Origin of the sequence: Actinoplanes sp. NBRC 101535 (assembly GCF_030269225.1) — a bacterium.
Taxonomy (GTDB): domain Bacteria; phylum Actinomycetota; class Actinomycetes; order Mycobacteriales; family Micromonosporaceae; genus Actinoplanes; species Actinoplanes rectilineatus.
This window is the reverse complement of the sequence record NZ_BSSY01000018.1, coordinates 174,043-193,169: the sequence shown is the minus strand read 5'-3', so window position 1 is coordinate 193,169 and position 19,127 is coordinate 174,043. Positions and strand designations below refer to the sequence as shown.

Annotated in this window: 20 protein-coding genes; 9 read left to right on the top strand and 11 right to left on the bottom strand. The window is 70.0% G+C overall.

All coding sequences use genetic code 11. From position 1 onward, the window contains the following. The coding region (locus QSK32_RS36345) for a hypothetical protein (protein WP_285474484.1) at window positions 1-505 on the top strand (505 nt) is incomplete at its 5' end. Between the two features lie 105 nt (window positions 506-610). On the opposite strand, the gene QSK32_RS36340 is transcribed toward QSK32_RS36345, so the two are convergent. Continuing rightward, complete coding sequence (locus tag QSK32_RS36340) at window positions 611-1,777, bottom strand: alpha/beta hydrolase-fold protein (RefSeq protein ID WP_285474483.1); 1,167 nt, start codon at window positions 1,775-1,777, stop codon at window positions 611-613. 183 nt (window positions 1,778-1,960) lie between these two features. Here QSK32_RS36340 and QSK32_RS36335 point away from each other — a divergent pair, with 183 nt between their 5' ends. The 6 genes from QSK32_RS36335 (at window position 1,961) to QSK32_RS36310 (ending at window position 6,109) form a co-directional block, all read left to right on the top strand. Next, entirely contained in the window at window positions 1,961-3,298 is a 1,338-nt protein-coding gene (locus QSK32_RS36335; RefSeq protein ID WP_285474482.1) for an L-serine ammonia-lyase, read from the top strand. Window positions 3,299-3,378: 80 nt separating this feature from the next. Then, a complete protein-coding gene (locus tag QSK32_RS36330) occupies window positions 3,379-3,732 on the top strand; it encodes a YbaB/EbfC family nucleoid-associated protein (protein WP_052720693.1) in 354 nt (117 codons plus the stop codon). After that, complete coding sequence (locus QSK32_RS36325; protein WP_052720694.1) at window positions 3,722-4,042, top strand: hypothetical protein; 321 nt, start codon at window positions 3,722-3,724, stop codon at window positions 4,040-4,042. Before QSK32_RS36330 ends, QSK32_RS36325 begins: the two co-directional genes overlap by 11 nt. After that, window positions 4,039-5,238 carry a CdiA C-terminal domain-containing protein gene (locus QSK32_RS36320; protein WP_285474481.1) on the top strand — a complete coding sequence of 400 codons (1,200 nt, stop codon included), beginning with the start codon at window positions 4,039-4,041 and terminating at the stop codon, window positions 5,236-5,238. Before QSK32_RS36325 ends, QSK32_RS36320 begins: the two co-directional genes overlap by 4 nt. A 7-nt stretch (window positions 5,239-5,245) precedes the next feature. Then, window positions 5,246-5,710 carry a SitI3 family protein gene (locus QSK32_RS36315; RefSeq protein WP_045743978.1) on the top strand — a complete coding sequence of 155 codons (465 nt, stop codon included), beginning with the start codon at window positions 5,246-5,248 and terminating at the stop codon, window positions 5,708-5,710. Between the two features lie 153 nt (window positions 5,711-5,863). Next, on the top strand, window positions 5,864-6,109 hold the full coding sequence (locus QSK32_RS36310) for a hypothetical protein (RefSeq protein ID WP_045743979.1): 246 nt from the start codon (window positions 5,864-5,866) through the stop codon (window positions 6,107-6,109). 52 nt (window positions 6,110-6,161) lie between these two features. Here the strand turns inward: QSK32_RS36310 and QSK32_RS36305 are convergent, their stop codons facing one another. From QSK32_RS36305 to QSK32_RS36260, 10 genes are all read right to left on the bottom strand, one after another. Beyond that, a complete protein-coding gene (locus QSK32_RS36305; RefSeq protein ID WP_285474480.1) occupies window positions 6,162-6,917 on the bottom strand; it encodes an SGNH/GDSL hydrolase family protein in 756 nt (251 codons plus the stop codon). A gap of 731 nt (window positions 6,918-7,648) precedes the next feature. Beyond that, window positions 7,649-8,521, bottom strand: a complete 873-nt coding sequence (locus QSK32_RS36300) for an LLM class flavin-dependent oxidoreductase (RefSeq protein ID WP_285474479.1) — start codon at window positions 8,519-8,521, stop codon at window positions 7,649-7,651. Next, the gene (locus QSK32_RS36295; RefSeq protein ID WP_285474478.1) at window positions 8,518-10,167 is read right to left on the bottom strand and encodes a glycosyltransferase family 2 protein; all 1,650 of its coding nucleotides are present in this window, start codon (window positions 10,165-10,167) and stop codon (window positions 8,518-8,520) included. The genes QSK32_RS36300 and QSK32_RS36295 overlap by 4 nt, the downstream gene beginning before the upstream one ends. Beyond that, window positions 10,164-10,922: an inositol monophosphatase family protein gene (locus QSK32_RS36290; protein WP_045743981.1), complete on the bottom strand. Its 759-nt coding sequence runs from the start codon at window positions 10,920-10,922 to the stop codon at window positions 10,164-10,166. The genes QSK32_RS36295 and QSK32_RS36290 overlap by 4 nt, the downstream gene beginning before the upstream one ends. Further along, on the bottom strand, window positions 10,919-11,947 hold the full coding sequence (locus QSK32_RS36285) for a glycosyltransferase family 2 protein (RefSeq protein ID WP_285474477.1): 1,029 nt from the start codon (window positions 11,945-11,947) through the stop codon (window positions 10,919-10,921). Before QSK32_RS36285 ends, QSK32_RS36290 begins: the two co-directional genes overlap by 4 nt. Beyond that, window positions 11,940-13,004 carry a zinc-dependent alcohol dehydrogenase gene (locus QSK32_RS36280; protein WP_285474476.1) on the bottom strand — a complete coding sequence of 355 codons (1,065 nt, stop codon included), beginning with the start codon at window positions 13,002-13,004 and terminating at the stop codon, window positions 11,940-11,942. Before QSK32_RS36280 ends, QSK32_RS36285 begins: the two co-directional genes overlap by 8 nt. Then, window positions 13,001-14,239, bottom strand: coding sequence for an aspartate aminotransferase family protein (locus tag QSK32_RS36275; RefSeq protein WP_045743984.1), 1,239 nt, complete (start codon window positions 14,237-14,239; stop codon window positions 13,001-13,003). Before QSK32_RS36275 ends, QSK32_RS36280 begins: the two co-directional genes overlap by 4 nt. A gap of 420 nt (window positions 14,240-14,659) precedes the next feature. Continuing rightward, window positions 14,660-15,907, bottom strand: a complete 1,248-nt coding sequence (locus QSK32_RS36270) for a flavin monoamine oxidase family protein (RefSeq protein WP_285474475.1) — start codon at window positions 15,905-15,907, stop codon at window positions 14,660-14,662. 205 nt (window positions 15,908-16,112) lie between these two features. Beyond that, window positions 16,113-16,841, bottom strand: a complete 729-nt coding sequence (locus tag QSK32_RS36265; RefSeq protein ID WP_157411173.1) for an HD domain-containing protein — start codon at window positions 16,839-16,841, stop codon at window positions 16,113-16,115. Window positions 16,842-17,117: 276 nt separating this feature from the next. Further along, window positions 17,118-17,816 carry an aggregation-promoting factor C-terminal-like domain-containing protein gene (locus QSK32_RS36260; protein ID WP_045743986.1) on the bottom strand — a complete coding sequence of 233 codons (699 nt, stop codon included), beginning with the start codon at window positions 17,814-17,816 and terminating at the stop codon, window positions 17,118-17,120. Window positions 17,817-18,005: 189 nt separating this feature from the next. On the opposite strand from QSK32_RS36260, the gene QSK32_RS36255 reads away from it, so the two are divergent. Both QSK32_RS36255 and QSK32_RS36250 read left to right on the top strand, forming a co-directional pair. Beyond that, entirely contained in the window at window positions 18,006-18,698 is a 693-nt protein-coding gene (locus QSK32_RS36255) for a hypothetical protein (protein ID WP_285474474.1), read from the top strand. A 22-nt stretch (window positions 18,699-18,720) separates the two neighbouring features. Continuing rightward, the gene (locus tag QSK32_RS36250; RefSeq protein ID WP_285474473.1) at window positions 18,721-19,119 is read left to right on the top strand and encodes a hypothetical protein; all 399 of its coding nucleotides are present in this window, start codon (window positions 18,721-18,723) and stop codon (window positions 19,117-19,119) included. Window positions 19,120-19,127: the final 8 nt, after the last annotated feature.

The following is a 19,127-nucleotide window of genomic DNA, read 5'->3' as shown; positions in this document are numbered from 1 at the left end:
CGACTTCGACGACGGCCAGGCCACCTTCGGGGCACCGGTCTTCAACGTCCGGGACATGAACCCGAACACCCTGCTCGCCGACCCGTCCACCGCACCCCTGGCAGCCCTCGGCAAAGCCACCTCGGACACCGAACGACTCGACATCTTCGAAGCGGCCCTGAAAATGATCCGCACCGTGGCGGACCAGGACACCGCCGACAGCCTGGCCGGGATGACGTCCACCCTTGCCGGCGTCCGTCTGAGCAGCGATAAAGTAGAAGAACTCTGGAGGAGAGCCATGGCCTTTGATCTGCGTGATTCCAGCGTCACCCTGAAGGCGTACAACGAAGGCGCCCGGGACGGCGCCCGGCGAGCAGCCGTGCGCCTTGTTCAGGGGCTCATCAGCTTCCGGTTCGACGACGACCCACGAGCCGCCGAGATCGCCGAACGACTGGTCGCGGAGAACCCTGACACCGCGAACAACCGGGCAGCCACCGCCAAGTCGATCGACGAACTGATCGCCTGACCAGATCCTCTGACAGCGCTGCCTTCCTCGCACGGCCCTGATGCCACCCGTCGTCGGCACGATACGGCCGACGACGGGCCTCCAGCGCTCGACGAGGAAGGCTCGTCAGCGGCCCAGGCAGGCGGTCAGGCCCGCCGGGAAGGTGCCACGCCACGAGGCGTAGTCGTGGCCGCCCGAGTACTCCCGATAGGTGACCGGGCGGCCCGCGGCGCGCAGGGCGTCGCGCATCCCCCGGCCGACCGTGAGCTGCGACGGTGCGCCGCCCGGACCGGGGATCGTCTCGTGGTCGCCGACGTCCAGGTAGAAGTCGACGTCGCCCGGCGGCATCCTGGGCACGTCGCGGATCAGGCGGCACGGGTCGCCCTCGGCCGGAGACGGCCACCAGAAGCTGCCGGACTGGGCGATCACCGCGGTGAACAGGTCGGGGCGGCGCAGGCCCAGGTAGGTCGCGACCAGGCCGCCCCGGGAGACGCCGGTGACCAGATTGTGGCCGGCCGGGGAGCCGACGCCGAACCGGGCGCGCGCCCACGGCAGGAGTTCCGCGGTGACGAACGCCTCGATCGGGTCGCCGGGGGTCAGGTCGCGGTCGCGGCGGTCGGTGAAGGTGTGCACGAACAGGGCGGCGACCGGCGGGATGCGCCCGGCGGCGATCAGGTTGTCCAGGACGGTCGGCGCCTTCAGCAGCGCCTGGCCCAGGTGGCCGTCGAAGACGACCAGGACCGGAAGATCGGCCGCGAGCACCCCGGCCGGGCGGTAGACCGTGATCGGGTGCTCACCGCCCAGCGCGGCGCTCGCCAGCATCGCCGTCGTGAGCTCACCCCGGCCGACGCCGGGCAGCACACCCGACCACGGTTGTACGGGCGCCTGCGGCAACTCCAGCAGCGACGCCCAGCAGTCGTGGTCGGCGGGGTCCAGCGGGTCGGCGGGCATGTGCAGGCGGCGCGGGTTGGCGACGTCGATGTGGGTGGGCCCGGCACCACCGGGACCGGACGGCATGGTTTCGGTGCCGTCGTGGCGGAAATAGTAGATCGTGCGCAGGTCGGCCGGGAACACGTGCGAGCCGACCCACAGATCGGTACCGGGCAAACGGGACAACGGCACGTCGATGTTCCACCACGCGCGGGTGCTCCGGGCCTCGCCCCGCCAGAGGAAGGTGACCAGGACGTTGCCGTCGTCACGGGGCTCGACCAGTGGCGTGCCGGCGGCGGTTGCCGCCGACCAGAATCGGTCTACGGCCGCCGGGTTCGGATCGGCCATCAGGGTGCTGAGCACGAACGCGTCCCCTTCTCCGGGCGAGACTGGGGAAACCTCGCGTGATCGGGTCGCGACGTAGAGTTTCAGGATCACTCTCGGACAGTCAAGGTCTTCGTTGGCATATGCTCCCGCCTTGATCCGCACCGGCGACCGATCCGTGTCCATGGGCGCGTTCCCCTCAACGACGTCGGGAGTTGTCACATGGCCGTCTCGGTATTCGACCTGTTCTCCGTCGGCATCGGGCCCTCCAGCTCGCACACCGTCGGGCCGATGCGCGCGGCCCGCATGTTCAGCCGGCATCTGACCGGAATGCCCGGCCTGCGCACGGTGCGGGCCGAACTGTTCGGCTCGCTGGGCGCCACCGGCCACGGGCACGGCACCCCCAAGGCGGTGCTGCTCGGCCTGGAAGGATCCGACCCGGAGACCGTGGACGTCGGCACCGCCGACGAACGGGCCGCCCGGATCCACGAAGCCGGGACGCTACTGCTGCCCGGCGGCGACCGGACCAGCGTCGACCTGGTGCTGCACCGCCGGCGCTCGCTGCCCGGCCACCCCAACGGCATGATCTTCACGGCTCTCGGTGACGACGGCGACGAGTTGCTCCGCAAGACCTACTTCTCGGTCGGCGGCGGCTTCGTGGTGGATGAGACCTCCTCCGGGGTACGCGCGGACGACACGTCCCTGCCCTACCCGTTCTTCTCGGGCGCCGAACTGCTGGCACTCACCCAGGTGACCGGGCTGTCGATCTCCCGCCTGATGCTGGCCAACGAGACCGCGTGGCGCTGCCCCGACCAGATCCGCGACGGCCTGCTGAAGATCTGGTCGGTGATGCGCGACTGCGTGGACGCCGGACTGGACGCCGAAGGGGTGCTACCCGGCGGGCTGAAAGTCCGTCGCCGGGCCGCCTCCACGGCACGCCAGCTGCGGGCGGCCGGCGATCCCGGCCCGCTGGCCATGGAGTGGCTCACGGCGTACGCAATGGCGGTGAACGAGGAGAACGCGGCGGGAGGCCGGGTCGTCACCGCGCCCACCAACGGCGCGGCCGGGATCATCCCCGCCGTGCTGCGGTACTACACCGACTTCGTGCCGGGCGCCTCCGACGAGGGCGTCGTCCGGTTCCTGCTGACCGCCGGAGCGATCGGCATGCTGTTCAAGGAGAACGCGTCGATCTCCGGCGCCGAAGTGGGCTGCCAGGGTGAGGTCGGATCGGCGTGCGCGATGGCCGCCGCCGGGCTGGCCGAAGTACTCGGCGGCACCCCGGAACAGGTGGAGAACGCGGCCGAGATCGGCATGGAACACAACCTGGGCCTGACCTGCGACCCGGTCGGCGGCCTGGTGCAGATCCCGTGCATCGAACGCAACGGCATGGCTGCCGTGAAAGCGGTGACCGCGGCCCGGATGGCACTGCGCGGCGACGGCCGGCACCACGTGTCCCTCGACAAGGTCATCAAGACCATGAAGGAGACCGGCGCCGACATGAAGGTCAAGTACAAGGAGACCGCGCGCGGAGGGCTGGCCGTCAACGTCATCGAATGTTGATCGGCTTTCGTTGAACCGTTCCCTGAGTTCGCCTGTAGACCGGGGTGACAGCCGTCATCACCCCGGGGAGGCGTACCGCGATGCGCGACATCGACGCGGCCGAGGAATGGCTCGACGCCTGGGAAGCCGGGGTCGACGCACGGGCGGCCCTCGCCGCCGAACTGGCACAACGGGTGTCCGGGGTGAGCGCCCGGGCCCGCAGCGCCGACGGAACCGTCTCGGTGACCGTCGGCGCCAACGGGCAGATCGAAGACCTGCACCTCGACGACCCGCGACTCGCCCGGCAGATCCTGGCCGTCATGCGGATCGCCCAGCACCGCCTCAACCAGCAGGTCGCCGACGAGGTGCGGTCCACGGTGGGCGGCGACTCGGCCACCGGGCAGGCGGTGCTGGACGCCTTCGCCCGCCGATACCCCGACCCCGATGTCCGCTGAGTACGTGCGGCTGCCCGTCCCGGCGGTGACAGCCCACGCGGAAGCGGTGGACGACGCCGGGCAGGCCATCCTCGAGGCCCGGTCGGCGGTGGCGTCGGTGGCGCTGGGCGGTGACGCGTACGGGCAGCTGTGCCGGTTCCTGCCGACGGTCCTCGGGGTGGTGTTCGAGGCGGCGGCGGTCGCGATGGCGGGCAGCGCGGAATCGTTGCAGGAGACCGCGTACGGGCTGCGCGGCGCCGTATCCTCGCTGGTCTCGACAGACGACCAGTCGGCTGCTTCGCTCGGCGAGTCGGCTCGGGACCTGAGATGACCGCGCCGGCTCCGCTCCTCGACGACGCGACGCTCATCGCGGACGGGATCCGGAACGGCAGCTGGGTCGACGTGTCCCTGGGCGGGCTCGGGGCATCGCTGGACGGGCTGTCCCTGGTGGTGGATCCGCTGGGGACGGTGGCGGCGTGGGGCGTGGCATGGTTGCTGGACCATGTCGAACCGCTGCGGGAGACACTGGACCGGCTCGCCGGGGACGCTCCGGCGGTGGCAGCGCAGGCCACGACCTGGCACTCGGTGGCCGCTTCGGTGGCGTCGACGCGGACGGCGTACGCGGACCGGGTCACCACGCAACTCGCCGAATGGCACGGGGCCTCGGCGGACGCGTACCGCCGGCACGCCGCGGAGAACCTGGCAGTGCTGGACGGCATCAGCGTCGCGAGCGGCGGCATCGGCGCAGCGGTCGAAGGGGCCGGCCTGGTCGTCGCCCTGGTCCGGGGCCTGGTCCGCGACCTGATCGCCGAGTTCGTCGCCACGCTGGCGGTCCGGTTGCCGACGTGGGCCGCGGCGGAGGGCCTCACCCTGGGCGCGGCCACACCGTTCGTGGTCAGCCGGGTGGCCGCCCTGGTCTCGGAGTGGGCCGGCCGCATCCGCCGCCTGGTCCAGTCTCTGCTGGACAGCCTGCGTCACCTGACATCCCGGATCACCGGCCTCGAGAAGATCCTCGACCAGCTCCGCATGAAGGCCGACGACCTCTCCCGCTCCGCCGACACCCCCGCCGGAACCAGCGGAGGCGGTACGGCCTTCACCCCACCGTCGATGCCGCCCGGCCCGGGCCGCCGCCCCCGCGGCGACCGGACAGAGGCGCACCCGACCAAGGACACACATCGTGGTCTACGGAGGGAGAACGAATCGGCGGACGTCCTCGTCCAGCACGGTTATGACGTGGAACAGAACCCGCCGACCAAGGCCAACGGCACGAATCCCGACTATCGGATCGAGGGCGAGTACTTCGACTGCTACGCGCCGACGAGCGGCAACGCGGACAAGATCAGGAACAAGCTGAGTGAGAAGGTCTCCGAGGGTCAGGCGTCCCGCCTCGTCCTCAATCTGACGGACACCTCCCGCACGATGGAGGAGGTGGCCGCCGTCCTGCGCCGTAAACCGATCACCGGCCTCGAGGAGATACTGGTCGTCGAAGACGGCCGGGTCACCCGTTTCTATCCCTTCACGGAGTGAGAGTTCGATGGCACTCGAGTTCGACCTGCAGAGCGACGCCGAGGTCGGTTCGGCGGAACTACGTGCGCTGATCGCCGAGTCGATCGGTGGTGCGCCGGACGATGAGGGCCGGGCTGTTCTCCGCGCCGGGTTGCGGGTGATGGCCCGTCGTGTGGAGCCCGGCGATCGGGACGAGACGACCGCGCTGTTCGGCTTCGAGCATCGCGTGACGGCGACTTTCCGCTTCGCCAATCTCGCCACCGAAGACACACGTGCGGAGAACACCGTCCTGATGCTGGCCAGCGTCGTCGCGATTCACGAGCGGTTCAGTGACAGCGGCGTGCTGCTCCACAACGGAGAGTTCGCCGTTGCCCGGTGGACGCCCGGCGAACTCGTCTTCACCGATCGGTGGCGGGAGTGGTTCGACACCGACCGGGTCCGGGATCTGGTGACCGGGCACGGTGTGCGGGAGTTGGCACAGCCGCTTCTGTGAGTGGGTCTCTTCCCGAGGCCGATGACCCGAGGGTGATCGGCGAGCACTGCCGGCGGTCGTGGGGTGGTCGTCCTTTCGGGGAGGGTGTGCATAGCGCCGGGAGCCGGTGGGTAGAGATAGTTCGTCAACGATTCCACTGGGGAGGAAATACTGATGAGCCAGCTGACGAACAGCCGTCGCAGCACCGTTTCCGCCGCCCGCGTGTGCACCATTATCGCGTTTGTCTTCGCCGCGGTCGCGGTGTTCCTCGCGCCGGTCCTGTTCGGGCTGGCCGCACTGGTGCTCGGCCTGGTGGCCGGGTTCCTCGGTGACAAGCCGATGGGCTGGTACGCCGCGGCCGCCGGTGTCGCCGGTGGGGTGCTCGGCACCGTTCTCGCCATGATCGTGCTGAACGCATAGACGTTTCATCGTCATTCGGGAGCGGCGCCGGAAACGGCGCCGTTCTCGTTTTTCAGCGTTGTTCCGGGGTCCAGCGGGCCACCCGCCGCGGACGCTGTCCGGGCGTTCGCCGGGATTCCGCCGCGGTGGTGCGGCGCCACCAGCGGCAGTCCCTGACACCCACCCAATGGCACAGGTAGGCCCGGGCCACCGTGAACGGGTTTGCGGTGACCGGCCATTCCGGGTGCAGTGTCGCCCGGATCGCCGTGTACCAGCGGTAGGACATCCGGGAGTAACCGTATTCGTTCGGGTGGTGCCGGTCGTAGAGGCTCACCCCGTCGACGCCGGAGTGGTCCACCACGTGGACGCGGGGGCCCTTTCCCGCCACGATGCCGGGGATCAGGTCGTTGAAGCGCCGGTTGGACGGGGATTCGGCGGGCACCCCGGTGGCGATGATCTTGCCGACGTAGAGGTGCGCGGCGGGCGCCGTCCAGCGGATCTGGTCGATCAGGGCGGACAGTTTCGCCGCGGCCACCCCGGGCGCCTCGCGGCGGGTGATGTCGTTGGTGCCCATGTGCAGCAGGATCACGTCGGGGCGGTAGGTGGCGAGCCACGTGTCGGCTTGGACGGCGAGTTGGTCGATGGTCCAGCCGCCGTGCCCCTCGTGGTTGCGGTCCGCCGCGAAGCCGTCGGTCTGCGAGCCGACGAAGTCCACCGGCTGACCCGCGGCGGCGAACCGTTGCTGCAGGTCACGACGGTATCCGTCGCGGGCCGGGTCGCCGACGCCGGAGGTGATGCTGTCGCCGAGCGGCATGATCCGCAGTGGCACGGGCACACTCCGGATCCGGGCCCGGCGCGGTTTGACGGTCCGGCGCGGTTTGACGGTCCGGCGGGGCTCGACGGTCCGGCGGGGCTTGACCGTTCGCGGCACGACGCGGTGCGGATTGCCGAGACTTTGCCGTACTTGTGGCTTTTTGGCCGGACGAGAGTGCCGAGTCGGGACGGGCGCCGCCAACGGAGCCGAAGTCCCAGAAGGCGGTGAAGAGGACGAATACGACAAGGGCGGGTCCGCGGCAGCCTCCGCCCCGGCGGGAACCGGGCGGCTGGACGGTGCCGCCGGGGACGGGCGGACCAGGATCAGGGTCGGCGAACCCGCCGGCCGGGGCGGAACCGCCTCGGTCGTCACCTGCGGCTCGGAACAGGAACCGAGCAGCAACCCGGCCGCCACGAGGACGGTGCACACGCGCCGATGACCCATCTCGTGCACCCCGATCGGCGGGAAACGCGCGGGCTTGAGTCTTCCCGGACGGCGTCCCCGCGGGGCCACCGTCACCCGGCCGGGTCACTGCAACATTCCTGCAAGGCCTAAAGCATTGACGCTCGCGGATGCACGATTTTATGGTCTGCCTATATTTCCAGGATGTTAACCCAGCAGACCTCACCCCGACCCGGGTGCGCGCATTCCCCCGGCGCGCCACGACATCCCCGGCACCACCTCGTGCGCGTTGTCGCGCACCCGGGTCACCGCCCCGCGAACGGGACTTCCACGACAGCTCGACGTCAGAGCACCAGAGGGCGGACTTCGCGGGCGGCGAAGCGTACGAAATCGTCGGGATTCTGATCGTCGGGAGTCGGCTGGAGAACCACCGTGCCGGCGCCCGCCGCCGCCCATCGCCGCACCTGTGACGCTATCGCGACGGCATCACCGCAGGCCGTCCGGTCGGTCACCGCCGGATATCCCCATCGGGCACATTCGATTTCCAACCGGGCCGCCGCATCGCTTCCGGTCGCCGCGTGGAGATAGACGATGATTTTGTACGCGCTGCGCCTCCCCTGGTTTCGTCGATAGGATTCCACGGTCTCGTGGACCTTTCGCACCTGCTCCGGAGTGGTCCCTCCGGTGAGGATCACACCGTCCGCCAGCTCCGCCGCCAGGCGCAGGGTCCGCGGCCCGCTCGCCCCGGCCAGGATCGGCACCGGAGCGAGCGGCGGATGGTCGAGCCGCACGCCGTCGAGGTGCACATACCGGCCGGCCATCGTGACCGTCTCGCCGCCGAGCAGCCCGCGCAGGGCGGTGATCTGTTCGCGCAGCAGGGTGAGCGGCGAGTCGACCCGCACGCCGGCCTGGCCCATCCAGTCCTGCACGCCGTGCCCGACACCGGCGAGCAGCCGCCCGGGGAACATCCGGTGCAGGGTGGCGAGTTCCATCGCGGTCAGGGCCACGTTGCGCAGCGGCGCGGGCAGGATCCCGATGCCGATCCGCAGACGGCTCGTCGCGGCGAGGGCTGCGGCGGACGCCGCGATCCCGCCCTGCAGGAAGCAGTCCTCCCACAGCCAGAGTTCCTCGAGCCCGGCCTCGTCGGCGGTCCGGGCGATGCCCAGGAGACGCTCCGGTGGCAGGTGCGGCAGGAACACCGCGCCGAGCGTCGTCATGCGGCCGTCACCGGGTCGCCGGACTCCGGCGCCGCGACGCCGGTGGCGTATCCCGCGATCAGGGCCGCCGACGGTCGTCCCGCCACCGCGCCGGAACCGGGACGGCGGGGTGTCCGGGTGGTCACCGGTCCGGCGACGATGCGCTGGTAGAGCTGCTCCGGCGTCAGGTCGACGTACCACGGGGTGACCGGCGACCGCTCGTAGCGTTCCATCCCGTAGAGGAAGACCAGCACGTACACCGCGCTCATGGTCAGGAACGCCGCCGACCAGCCCGCGATCACCAGGTGCTCCCCGCGGACCAGCCGGACCACCGCGTAGGCCAGCGCCGCCAGGTTGAGTGCCGCGAACCCGCGGTAGGCAAGCTTGAGCCGCAGGTCGGTGCGCCGGCTGGTCCGCTTGGCGGTCACCCCGAACTGCCGCTCCCCCACCAGCGCCGGAACCAGCGCGGCGATCATCGGCAGCGTGTCGGCGACGGCGAACGATTCGCTGTGCAGCATGTGGTAGTGCCCGCGACCGAATCGGACCACCGTCCACAGCGAGAACACGGTGAACGCCAGGAAGGCGAAACCGTAGACGGCGTACGGTCCGGTGACCGCCGCGACGCCGGTGGTCAGCGCCAGGACCGGGACCAGCAGGTAGATCAGCCGGTTGACGCCCTGGAAGTGGGCGACCATCGCGCTCAGGTAGTTGAGGCGCTGCCAGAGACTCAGGCCGCGGACCCGCAGCGGCGAGTCCGGGTGCCGCAGGAGCAGGTGCAGACTGCCGATCGCCCAGCGGCGGCGGGTGCCGTAGTACTCGCGCAGGTTCTCGACCTCCAGCCCGTACGCCAGCGGTCGCTGCAGGTAGATCGAGCGCCATCCGCGCGCGTGCAGGCGCAGTGAGGTGTGGATGTCCTCGGTGGAGGTGTCGACGGCGAAACCGCCGATCTGGTCGAGGGCGGCGCGGCGCAGCATGGCCGAGGTGCCGGTGAAGATGGCGCTGTTGGTGGTGTTCTTGGTGGGCTGCACGCCACCGTAGAACATCTGCTGCTCGTGCCAGCCGCCGTCGCGGAACGTGAACGACTCGGTGTTGTAGAACGACTGCGGTGACTGGACGACCGCGACCGACGGGTCGTCGAAGTAGGCGAGCGTCTGTTCGATGAACTCCGGCAGCGGAATGTGGTCGGCGTCGAGCGTGACCACGAACTCGGCGTCGGAGACGGTCAGGCCGTGGTTGAGGTTGCCGGCCTTCGCCCCCTCACTGGTGGCCCGCGGCAGGTAGCGGGCGCCGAGGCGCTCGGCCATCGCGTGGACTTCCGGGCGTACGCCGTCGTCGAGGACGATCACGTCGCGGACGCCACGGACCCGCAGGGCGCCGAACACGGTGGGTTCCAGGACGGTGAGCGGCTCGTTGACGGTCGGCACCAGGATGTCCACGGTCGCGGTGACCGTGGTGACGGCGCGTGGTTCGGGGTGGCTGCGGCGGCGCAGCGACAGGACGAACATCGTGGTGGTGAGCACGGCGAACATCTCGGCCGCCCAGGCCGGCGGGCCGTACCAGACGTCCCAGGCGACGACGGCGGTACGCCAGACGGCGAAGACCGGCACGACCGTCAGGTAGATCCAGAAGACGGCGCGGAGCAGCGGCGGGTCACGGTCGATGATCATGCGATGAGCTCCTTCAGAGCCGGATGCAGGGCTGGGCCGGCGGCCAGGACGCCGGCGGCGAGCGGGGTGACGACCGCGCCCGCCTCGGCGGCGATCAGCGCGCCGGCGGCGAAGTCCCAGGGGGCCAGGTCGTCCTCGTAATAGGCGTCGCAGCGGCCGGCGGCGAGCCAGCACAACTCCAGGGCGGCACTGCCGTGGCTGCGGAGGTCTCGGACCACGCCGAGGAGACCGGTCAGGATCGCCGCCTGCCGGGTGCGTCTCTCCGAGGTGTACGCGAATCCGGTCGCGATCAGTGCCCGGTCCCGTGGCACCGGGTCGTTGACGGTGAGCCTCTCGCCGTTGCGGAAGGCGCCGTGGCCGAGGCCCGCGGTGAACAGTTCGTCGCGGTACGGGTCGTGGACGGCTCCGGCGACGGTTCGCCAGGTGCCGTCGGTGTCGCGCTGCTGGCAGGCGACGCTGACGGTGACGTGCGGCAGGTCGTAGAGCAGGTTGGTGGTGCCGTCGACGGGGTCGATCACCCAGCGCAGACCGGAGCGGCTGTCCCGGTCGGCGCCCTCTTCGCCGAGGATGCCGTCGTCCGGGCGTTCCATGGTGATCATTCCGGTGATCGTGGACTCCGCGGCGAGGTCGACGGCCGTGACCGGGTCGGTAGCCGTAGACTTCTGCCGGATCTGAACCACTTTCTCGGCATTTATAATGATCTTGCCGCCTGCGCGGGCCGCAGCCGCCGCCACGGCCGTCAACTCGTGGATCATGGGCGGGTCACCCGTCGCGCCTCGGCCAGTACCTTGTCCCGATAACGGGCGGGAAGCCGCGTGATCTCCTCGCCGATCGTCACCCCGTCGAGGCTGTGATCGTCATAGGGCAGCGCGAGCCCGACCAGCGGCAGCGTCTCATCCGCTTTTCTCGTGACATCAGCGCCGACGGTGAGCCGCCGGCCCTCCCGGGCGACCACGAACTCCCGCCCACCGATGACCTCACGGAAGTCGGTCGCCAGCTCGTTGGCCTCGAAGTCGCCGAACGCACACGCCAACTCGACGTCGTGGTCCGGCCATGTGCGCAGGAAGTACCGGTAGTTCGGCCCCTCGGCACGCCGGTTCGCGGCCACGTCGCGGACATGCGGGAGGTGCAGCCCGAAGAACCGCTCCCCCATCACGATCGGTGTCCCGCCACGGGCCACCCGGTAGGCCCACTCGAGGTCTTCCACCCCGTACCCCGCGAAATGTTCGTCGAAGTCGACGGCCGCCGCGCGGGGCAGGGCGATCAACGCGGTCCACGCGAAGGACCACGGGATCACGTGCGGCGTCCGCATCCGTGGGTCCAGATCCCCCGGCCCGGTCTCCTGCAGATCCTCGAGGATCTTGCGGTGGTGCTCGTAGGGCCGCACGTCCACGCTCGACACGTCACCGGTGTTGTTGTCGTAGTCGACCATCTGCCCGACCAGGCACACCGTCGGATCGTGGGCTTCGCGCAGGTCACGCAGGCAGCCCGGCGGCAGGGCCATGTCCGCGTCCATCAGCACCACGGTCCGCCCGCTCGCCTGGCGCAGCGCCAGGTTCCGCGCCGCGGCGACCCGCCACGGCCCCGAGCCGCGCACGATGACCAGGTCGAGGCGGTCCCGGAACTCACGGTGGATCCCGTCCATCTCGTCGTCGTCGAGCACCCCGAGGATCACCTCGACCTCGCCCGGGTCCCGCTGGTCGGCGAGCGCGGCCAGGGCGATCCGCAGATTCACACCCCTGCCGCGGTACGGGACGACGACGCTGATCCGGTCACTCATGACGTCCTCCGGGTGCCACGAGCACCTTGCAACTGGCCTGGTCGGCGGGGCCGAACACTCGCGCGTCGAGATCACAGCCCAGTGCCGCGAACCCGGTCCGGTAGTCCTCCAGCGGCACCACGTGACTGACCAGGCGCTCGGCCGGCACCCGCCCGCTGGTGATCAGGTGAAGCGCTTCGACGAACGACCCGTGCAGCGAGTCGATCGAGCCGATCACCGACAGGCTGCGGTCGGCGAGCAGCATCGTGTCGATCGCGGCGACCTTCTCCTTGAGGCCGATCGACATGTACGTGCCACCGTGCGCCATCTGCGGGAACAGTTCCTCCAGCAGGTGCGAGGTGGTGTCCACGACCACGTCGAGCGGCGCGTCCGGGTCGCCGAAGTGCTTGGCGCGGGCCTCGGCCAGCGACCCGTAGACGGCGCTGCCGACCGGGAGCCGGTCCCGGGCGAACGCCAGCCGGGCCGGCGAGTGCTCGACGACCACCGGTGTCAGCCCGCGCAGCGACAGCACCCAGGTGTAGAGCAGGCCCAGAGGACCGGCGCCGATCACGAAGGTGTGCGCGGTCAGACCCGGCGGCTGCAGCTTGCGCGCGCCGGCCACCACACAGCTCAGCGGTTCGGTCAGGGCCGCGGCGCGCAGACTCACATGATCGGGTACGGGGTGGATGAAGCCGGACGTGGTGCGGAACCGGCCGGCGTACGCGCCGTCGTAGCTGACACCACTCTCGGTGCCGAGCTTGTTGACGCAGTGGTTGATGCGCTGGGTCCGGCACATCCGGCAGCGCCCGCAGTACGGCGTCGGGTTGATCACGACGCGGTCGCCGACGGCCAGCCCGGTGACCGCGTCACCGATCTCCGCGACGATGCCGCTGGCCTCGTGGCCGAGCGTGGTGCCGGGAACGGCCACCGGGTACGCCCCGGAGGCGATGCCCAGGTCGGTGCCGCAGATCCCGCAGTACGCGATCTCCACGACGACGTCGTCGTCGCCGGTGACGTGCAGATCCGGGACCTCGTCCAGGGTGACGTCCCAGGCGCCGCGGTACTTGAGTGCTTTCACAGCCGGGTCTCCTTCGCGGTGGCGAACAGGCGGGTCAGCAGGTCGTCCACCTCGGTGCGGGTGATGATCAGCGGTGGGCGGATCTTGACGGTGCGGCCGAAGCCGTAGCGGCTGCCGCGCAGCAGCAGGCCGTGCCGGCGACCGGCGGTGATGAACTCCTTGACGTCGACGCTGGTCGGCAGGTCGAACGCGGTCATCAGGCCGACACCGCGGACCCCGGTGATCGCCGGGAACGCCCGGGACAGGTCGTGCAGGCCGCGCAGCAGCGGGCCGGAGACCGCGGCGACGTTGTCCAGCACCCGGTGCCGCCGCAGGTAGCGAACCGTCTCCTCGAGGGCGACCAGTGCCAGCGGGTTCGCGCCGGAGGTGCTGGAGTGCTCCCACGGTTCGAGCACATCCAGTTCCGGGCGCATGAGCACGCCGGCAACCGGGATGCCGACACCGCCGGCGCCCTTGGCGAACGTGATGATGTCCGGTTTCAGGTCGGCGGCGAACCCGGTGGACGCCAGGAACGAGCCGGTCCGCCCGAATCCGGTCTGCACCTCGTCGGCGATGATCAGGATGCCGAGCTTGTCGCAGGTCTCCCGCAGGACACGGAAGTATCCGGGCGGCGGGATCACGTTGCCGCCGTTGCCGAGCACCGGCTCGATCATCAGGGCGGCGACCCGGCCGCTCGACGCGTACTCGGCGAAGTCCTCGATCCGGCGGGCGCACAGCATGCCGCAGGTCGCCGGGTCCTGCCGGTAGAAGCAGTTGCCGCAGTCCGGCGCCGGGATCTTCACCGAGGTGGCGAACGGCAGCGAGAATCCGCGCTGCCGGAAAGCGTTGCCGGAGATTCCGGTGGTGGCCACGCTCTGTCCGTGATGCGACAGGAAGAGCGAGAACACATCGGTACGTCCGGTCGCTTTCTGGGCGATCCGGATGGCCGCCTCGTTGGCGCCGGATCCGGTGATGTCCCGGAACCAGAAGGCCCCGATATGGGATGGCAGGTCTGGTCGCATCAGTTCGAATATCGAAGCCGACTTGTCCCGGGTGAAATCGGACGAGAGATGGACGACCCGGTCGAGTTGGTCATGAAGTGCGTCGATGACCTCCCGGGCCGAGTAGCCGAGCGGGACGTTGAAGGTGCCGGATGCGCAGTCGAGCAGACGCTCACCGCGTACCTGCAGGTAGATCCCCTCTCCGGAGTACTCGGGCAGACCCGTCGCGGGCCTGTGGACGACGCTTGAGCTCATTGCCGGCCTTTCCTTCTCCGTTTTTCGGGCAGGGTGGAACGCCCGGTGACAACGTGAGTTTCGATGTCGTTCGCGGCGGCCCGCCAGCAATCACGAACGCTTCAGAAATGGGAGCGGTCCCATTCGGGGTGCGCCATCCACAGTGGTGCGCACCCGGAGGGATCGTCAAGGCTGCGACCCTCGGAAGAAGGCACATCGAAGCCCTGAGCAGCGCGCCGGTCACGGTGTGCGCTTAATCACCGGCCCGGGTCGCGTTTCGGCGATGTTACGCAGTTTCGCTGAACCGGTTCATTTTCCGACTTGGCAACCCGGATAAACGATTCATGGACACCAGATGGACGTTCTCGGGAGACGCGGAGAAACCCCCACCGGGACCGCCTCAACCCGGAACAGCCGGGGCACGCTCCTGCTGCCCCGGCGTCACCACCCGCAGTCGTGTCCCGCCGACGCGGCCCTGAAGACGGCGGCGGCTCCGCGGGCCACGGCGGAGTCGGTGCCCGTCCAGAGCCCGGCCAGCCACGGGCCGGCGAAGAGGCCCACCAGCGTGGGGATGCCGTCGGCGGGGGTGGCATCCAGCCATTCGCTGACCGAGGTGGGTTCGGGGCCGTGGACTCGGTAGTAGCCGTGTACGGGCCAGAAACGGCGGTCGAAGCGGAGGATCACCTTCTCCACGCGGCCCGCCCCGAGATGATCCAACGCGGTCCGGTGTGCGGCGGGCAGGGGCGGGTCGAAGAGGATCGTCCCCGCCGCCAGGACCGGAACGGGAACAGTGACGATCACGGCGTCGTAGGAGTCCTCACCGTTCACCGTGACCTGCCGGTCGATCTCGATCCGGTACACAGGATGCGACAGCCGGATGTCCAAACCCGCGGCCAGATGATCCGTGAGCAGGCGGTATCCGCCGACGATCCAGCGGTCGCCCTCGCCGACTCCCGGCTCGAACCCGTGCCGTGCGCTGAGCCACGACAGCGGCGCGCCGGTGTCCATCACGATCTCCGCGTCGACGAACCGGCGGATCACGTCCGGGGCCCACGGGGCGGGCGAACGCAGCCAGTCGTCGAGCACGTCCTGGATGCTCGCGTCCGCCGGAGCCGCGGCCAGACGGGACCGCAGTTCGTCCTCCAGACCCGCCGCATCCGTTTTCGTAGTCGACACTGCGGATCCGAGCACCAGCGGGTCGGTGAAATCGGTGGCCACCACGGTCAGGCCACACTGTTCGGCGAGACGGGCCAGCACGTTGTCGTCGTACTGCTGGAGCCAGTTGGCGCCCAGGTCGAACCCGGTGCCGCCGACGTCCACCCCGGCGGTCCGCCCGCCGATCCTGTCCCGCGCCTCGAACACCACCGCCTCGACACCGCGGGCCACCAGCGCCCGGGCCGCCGCGAGCCCCGCCATCCCGGCGCCGACGACCGCCACCCGCCGATGGCCGAGCCCGGCGGCCCACGCCCCGGCGTCGGCACCCTGCTCGTAGGCGCCGTGGGTCATCCCGGCCCGGGTCGGGTGGGTGGCCTCACCCGCGATCCGTAGACGGGTGCTCACCGGCGTACCCAATCCGATCCTGTCCCGGGGTGTGCCGTGCCGGCCGATGAGGCTCCACGAGCCGAGCGCCCAGGGATCGTCCCCCCAGCGCGACACCGCGAACCCGGTCAGCCCCGAAGAGATCGACATCCCGGCAGACTAGCCACGTTTCGCGGTCAACGTCCGCGTGGTGACTTCGGGCGCCCAGCACGCCCACAATCACCACGCTCCACCACGGGCGTGGTGACCTCGGGCGCCCAGCGCGCCTGAAGTCACCACGCGCACGGGCTTCGCGGCCTGACCACGAGACGTGTCTGGCGAGGCCGCCGGACCACCGGTTTGACCGGCACCCCCGTCAGCCGGCGGCGATGCCGTACGGCTCGTCGACGTCGCGGATGACGAAGCCCTCTTCCCACTCGTCGTGGAACTGCTGGAGAAACGACTCCATGAAGGCATGCCGGCCGGTCGCGATCCTCTTTGCCGACTCGGTGTTCAGGCGATCCTTGAGGAGCAGCAACTTCTCGTGGAAATGGTTGATGCTCGTGCCCTGGTGCCGTAGGTACTGGTCGGTCGTGGTGTGTTCGGCGACGGCGGTGGCCGGGTCGTGCAGGGGACGTCCCGTGGTTCCGCCGTATGCGAAACAGCGAGCGATGCCGATCGCCCCCATGGCGTCGAGTCGGTCCGCGTCCTGAACGCACATCCCCTCGAGGGTGAGGGGCCGAGCCGGAGTGCCCGCCCCCTTGAAGGAGATGCCGGCGACGTTCTCCGCGACCAGGTCGATCATGGTGTCGTCCACGCCCTGCCCGGCCAGCCAGCGCCGCGCCTCCCGCGCGCCGGACATGTCGTCGCCGGTGAACTTGAAGTCCTTGACGTCGTGCAGCGCGGCGACGAGTTCCACGGCCTCCCGGTCGGCGCCCTCAGCGTCGGCAAGCCGCTGCGCCATCCGGTAGACACGGACGACATGGTGCCGATCGTGACCGCTGCTGTCGCCGGCGAGTTCCCGAAAGGCATGCCGCAGAGCGGCCTGGACGAGCGGTGTCGAGCAGCTGACGCCGGCCGGGAGATCGCCTGAGGAATCCGTCATCACGGCAGGATAAGGGGGCTGCCCACGGCTCAGCGGGAGAGGTTCCGCAATGTCGGCCGTATTGCTCGGAAGGGGATCTGCGAAGTCCTCTCACCCCGCTGCACCTCGGGCTCTCCGGGTGCGGTCGTGGTGGTGGCGTCAGACGGTGAAACGGCGGTGCCGGGAGAAGAGGTACCTCCCGGCACCGCCGTCTGACGTCCACGCCGCCGGAGCTCCCCCGCGCCGCATGGCCGCGGTGGTCAGGGACGTGTCGTCACGCGTACCAGAGAAATGGTTTCAGTAGCTGTGGTTGTTCTGCCAGTAGGTCCAGGCTCCGCACGGGCTCTGGTAGCGGCCCTTGATGTAGCCCAGGCCCCACTTGATCTGGGTGGCGGCGTTGATGCGCCAGTCGTCGGCGATGGTGCCCATCTTGTCGCCGGGGAATGCCTGGGGAATGCCGTAAGCGCCGGAGTTGGGGTTCTCGGCCAGGTGGTTCCAGCCGGACTCCTTGTTCCACAGGTTGTTCAGGCAGGGGAATTCGGCGATGGCGAAGCCCTTCTCCAGCATCAGGGCGCAGCCGGTGGCGCGGTTTCCCTTGAATTCGCTGCAGGATGCCGGGATCTCACCGTCGAAGGGCACGGAACCGCTGGCCTTCTGCTCCTCGGCCTCCTTCTCCTTCTTCTCCTGCTCGATCTTCGCCTTGCGCTTCTTCTCCAGGTCGCCGGCCTCGGTGGCGGCGGTCTTGGCGATCGTCGCCGCCTTCTCCGCCGCACGGTCCTCGGCCGCGTCGCGGAAGGCGCGGGCGGCGATCTGCCGGCCGTGCCGTTCCTTGAGGAGACGGTTCTCCTCCGCGGTGGCCGCCGCGGTCAGTTGCGAGCGTTCACCGGCCTCCTGCGTCTGGCGCTGCTGGCCGACGTAGACGCCGGCGATCGTGCCCGCGACCAGCAGACCGACGGATGCCACCCGGACCGCGGCCCGGCTCCACTGCCGAATCACCTTGTCTCCCTCAGGTCGATCAGCCCCTTCGGCATAGACGCGCGCCGAGTGCCAGATGTTGATCCCGAACGATAAAGGTGTCCGAAAGTACGAGTCGACCCCACACCCCTCAGGCTTCCCGGAACAAGGAAGTCTCCGGATCTTTCGTTAGCATTGCCGGGTTCTGCAGGCGGCGTGAGGCGAGGCGACATGCGGTGGTTCCGGTTCGGTCGGGACGAGCAACGGCAACAGCACGACCCGGAACGGGCGCAGGCTCTCCTGCACACGATGCGGGAACGGTACGGGGTGCACGTGGCCGGCGGTTTCGCCGACCAGGCGGAGGCGGCCGGGCGGCAGTTGCAGGGTGACGACGGCCTGCTGGTCGCCGCCGCGATCCTGCGGGAGGTGGCCGACGGCGCGTTCGCGGATCTGACCGCGCAGGTCGGTGGGCGGATGCCGTTCAACCGGCGCAGTTACCGGCCGCTGTGGAAGCACGCCGGGCACAATCTGCGGTACCCGATGTTCGCGCTGCCCGGTGGGCTGCACCCCTACATCCAGGTCAACGCGGCGGTGACCGTCGTCGGCGGGCAGGCGAAGCGGGCCATCCAGGTCAACGACCCGGGGCCGCTGCTGGAGCACCTGATGGAGATCCTGGACCTGACCTTCGCCGGATGGGAGTTCGGCCGGGTACGCGTGGACGCGGACGCGGCAGCGCTCGCCGCCCGGCTGATCGACGCCGCCCGGTGGGTCCGTGACGCCATGGGTGACCCGCCCCCGCTGCCGCCGCCGGTGCGTGAGCTCATGCGCCGCAACAACACCGTCCCGGTGCTCGACGCCGCCGGAGACTGGCAGATCGGCGGATTCAACCCGGGCAAGGAGATGAGAGAGGCCCTGCTGGCCTGAGATCGTCGGTACCGTCGCCGGTGTGGACAACGCCTGTGACGACGCCCTCGCGGCCTGTCTGACCGATCCCACCCCGGCCCGGCTGCGGGTGCTCACCGGGTTCGGCCCGGCGGCCTACCGCCGGGTCACCTCCATCTACTACGGGCGTACGCCGATACCGAAACCGGTGTCGGCGGCGATCCGGCAGCGGCACTCCATGGAGATCCACGACGCGTGGTCGGTGATCGTGGCGGCGGTGGCCCTGGCGCATCCGGATCTGTTCGTGGCGGACGTGGCGCAGATGCCGCGGGTCGGGTCGCTCGAGGTGGCCGTGGTCGGCCGGATCGACCGGCCGGAGGTCCGCGGCCTGCTCGAACACTGGACCGACGACTCCGACGAGCTGGTCCGCGAGCACGCGCGGGCAGCGCTCGAACCCGGCTGACGAAAAAT

Bases quoted from the DNA above. Each gene is read 5' to 3' on its own strand.
- QSK32_RS36335 (WP_285474482.1), top strand. From the start codon at position 1,961: ATGGCCGTCTCGGTATTCGACCTGTTCTCCGTCGGCATCGGGCCCTCC.
- QSK32_RS36330 (WP_052720693.1), top strand. From the start codon at position 3,379: ATGCGCGACATCGACGCGGCCGAGGAATGGCTCGACGCCTGGGAAGCC.
- QSK32_RS36325 (WP_052720694.1), top strand. From the start codon at position 3,722: ATGTCCGCTGAGTACGTGCGGCTGCCCGTCCCGGCGGTGACAGCCCAC.
- QSK32_RS36320 (WP_285474481.1), top strand. From the start codon at position 4,039: ATGACCGCGCCGGCTCCGCTCCTCGACGACGCGACGCTCATCGCGGAC.
- QSK32_RS36315 (WP_045743978.1), top strand. From the start codon at position 5,246: ATGGCACTCGAGTTCGACCTGCAGAGCGACGCCGAGGTCGGTTCGGCG.
- QSK32_RS36310 (WP_045743979.1), top strand. From the start codon at position 5,864: ATGAGCCAGCTGACGAACAGCCGTCGCAGCACCGTTTCCGCCGCCCGC.
- QSK32_RS36300 (WP_285474479.1), bottom strand. From the start codon at position 8,521: ATGACGACGCTCGGCGCGGTGTTCCTGCCGCACCTGCCACCGGAGCGT.
- QSK32_RS36295 (WP_285474478.1), bottom strand. From the start codon at position 10,167: ATGATCATCGACCGTGACCCGCCGCTGCTCCGCGCCGTCTTCTGGATC.
- QSK32_RS36290 (WP_045743981.1), bottom strand. From the start codon at position 10,922: ATGATCCACGAGTTGACGGCCGTGGCGGCGGCTGCGGCCCGCGCAGGC.
- QSK32_RS36285 (WP_285474477.1), bottom strand. From the start codon at position 11,947: ATGAGTGACCGGATCAGCGTCGTCGTCCCGTACCGCGGCAGGGGTGTG.
- QSK32_RS36275 (WP_045743984.1), bottom strand. From the start codon at position 14,239: ATGAGCTCAAGCGTCGTCCACAGGCCCGCGACGGGTCTGCCCGAGTAC.
- QSK32_RS36270 (WP_285474475.1), bottom strand. From the start codon at position 15,907: ATGTCGATCTCTTCGGGGCTGACCGGGTTCGCGGTGTCGCGCTGGGGG.
- QSK32_RS36265 (WP_157411173.1), bottom strand. From the start codon at position 16,841: ATGACGGATTCCTCAGGCGATCTCCCGGCCGGCGTCAGCTGCTCGACA.
- QSK32_RS36255 (WP_285474474.1), top strand. From the start codon at position 18,006: ATGCGGTGGTTCCGGTTCGGTCGGGACGAGCAACGGCAACAGCACGAC.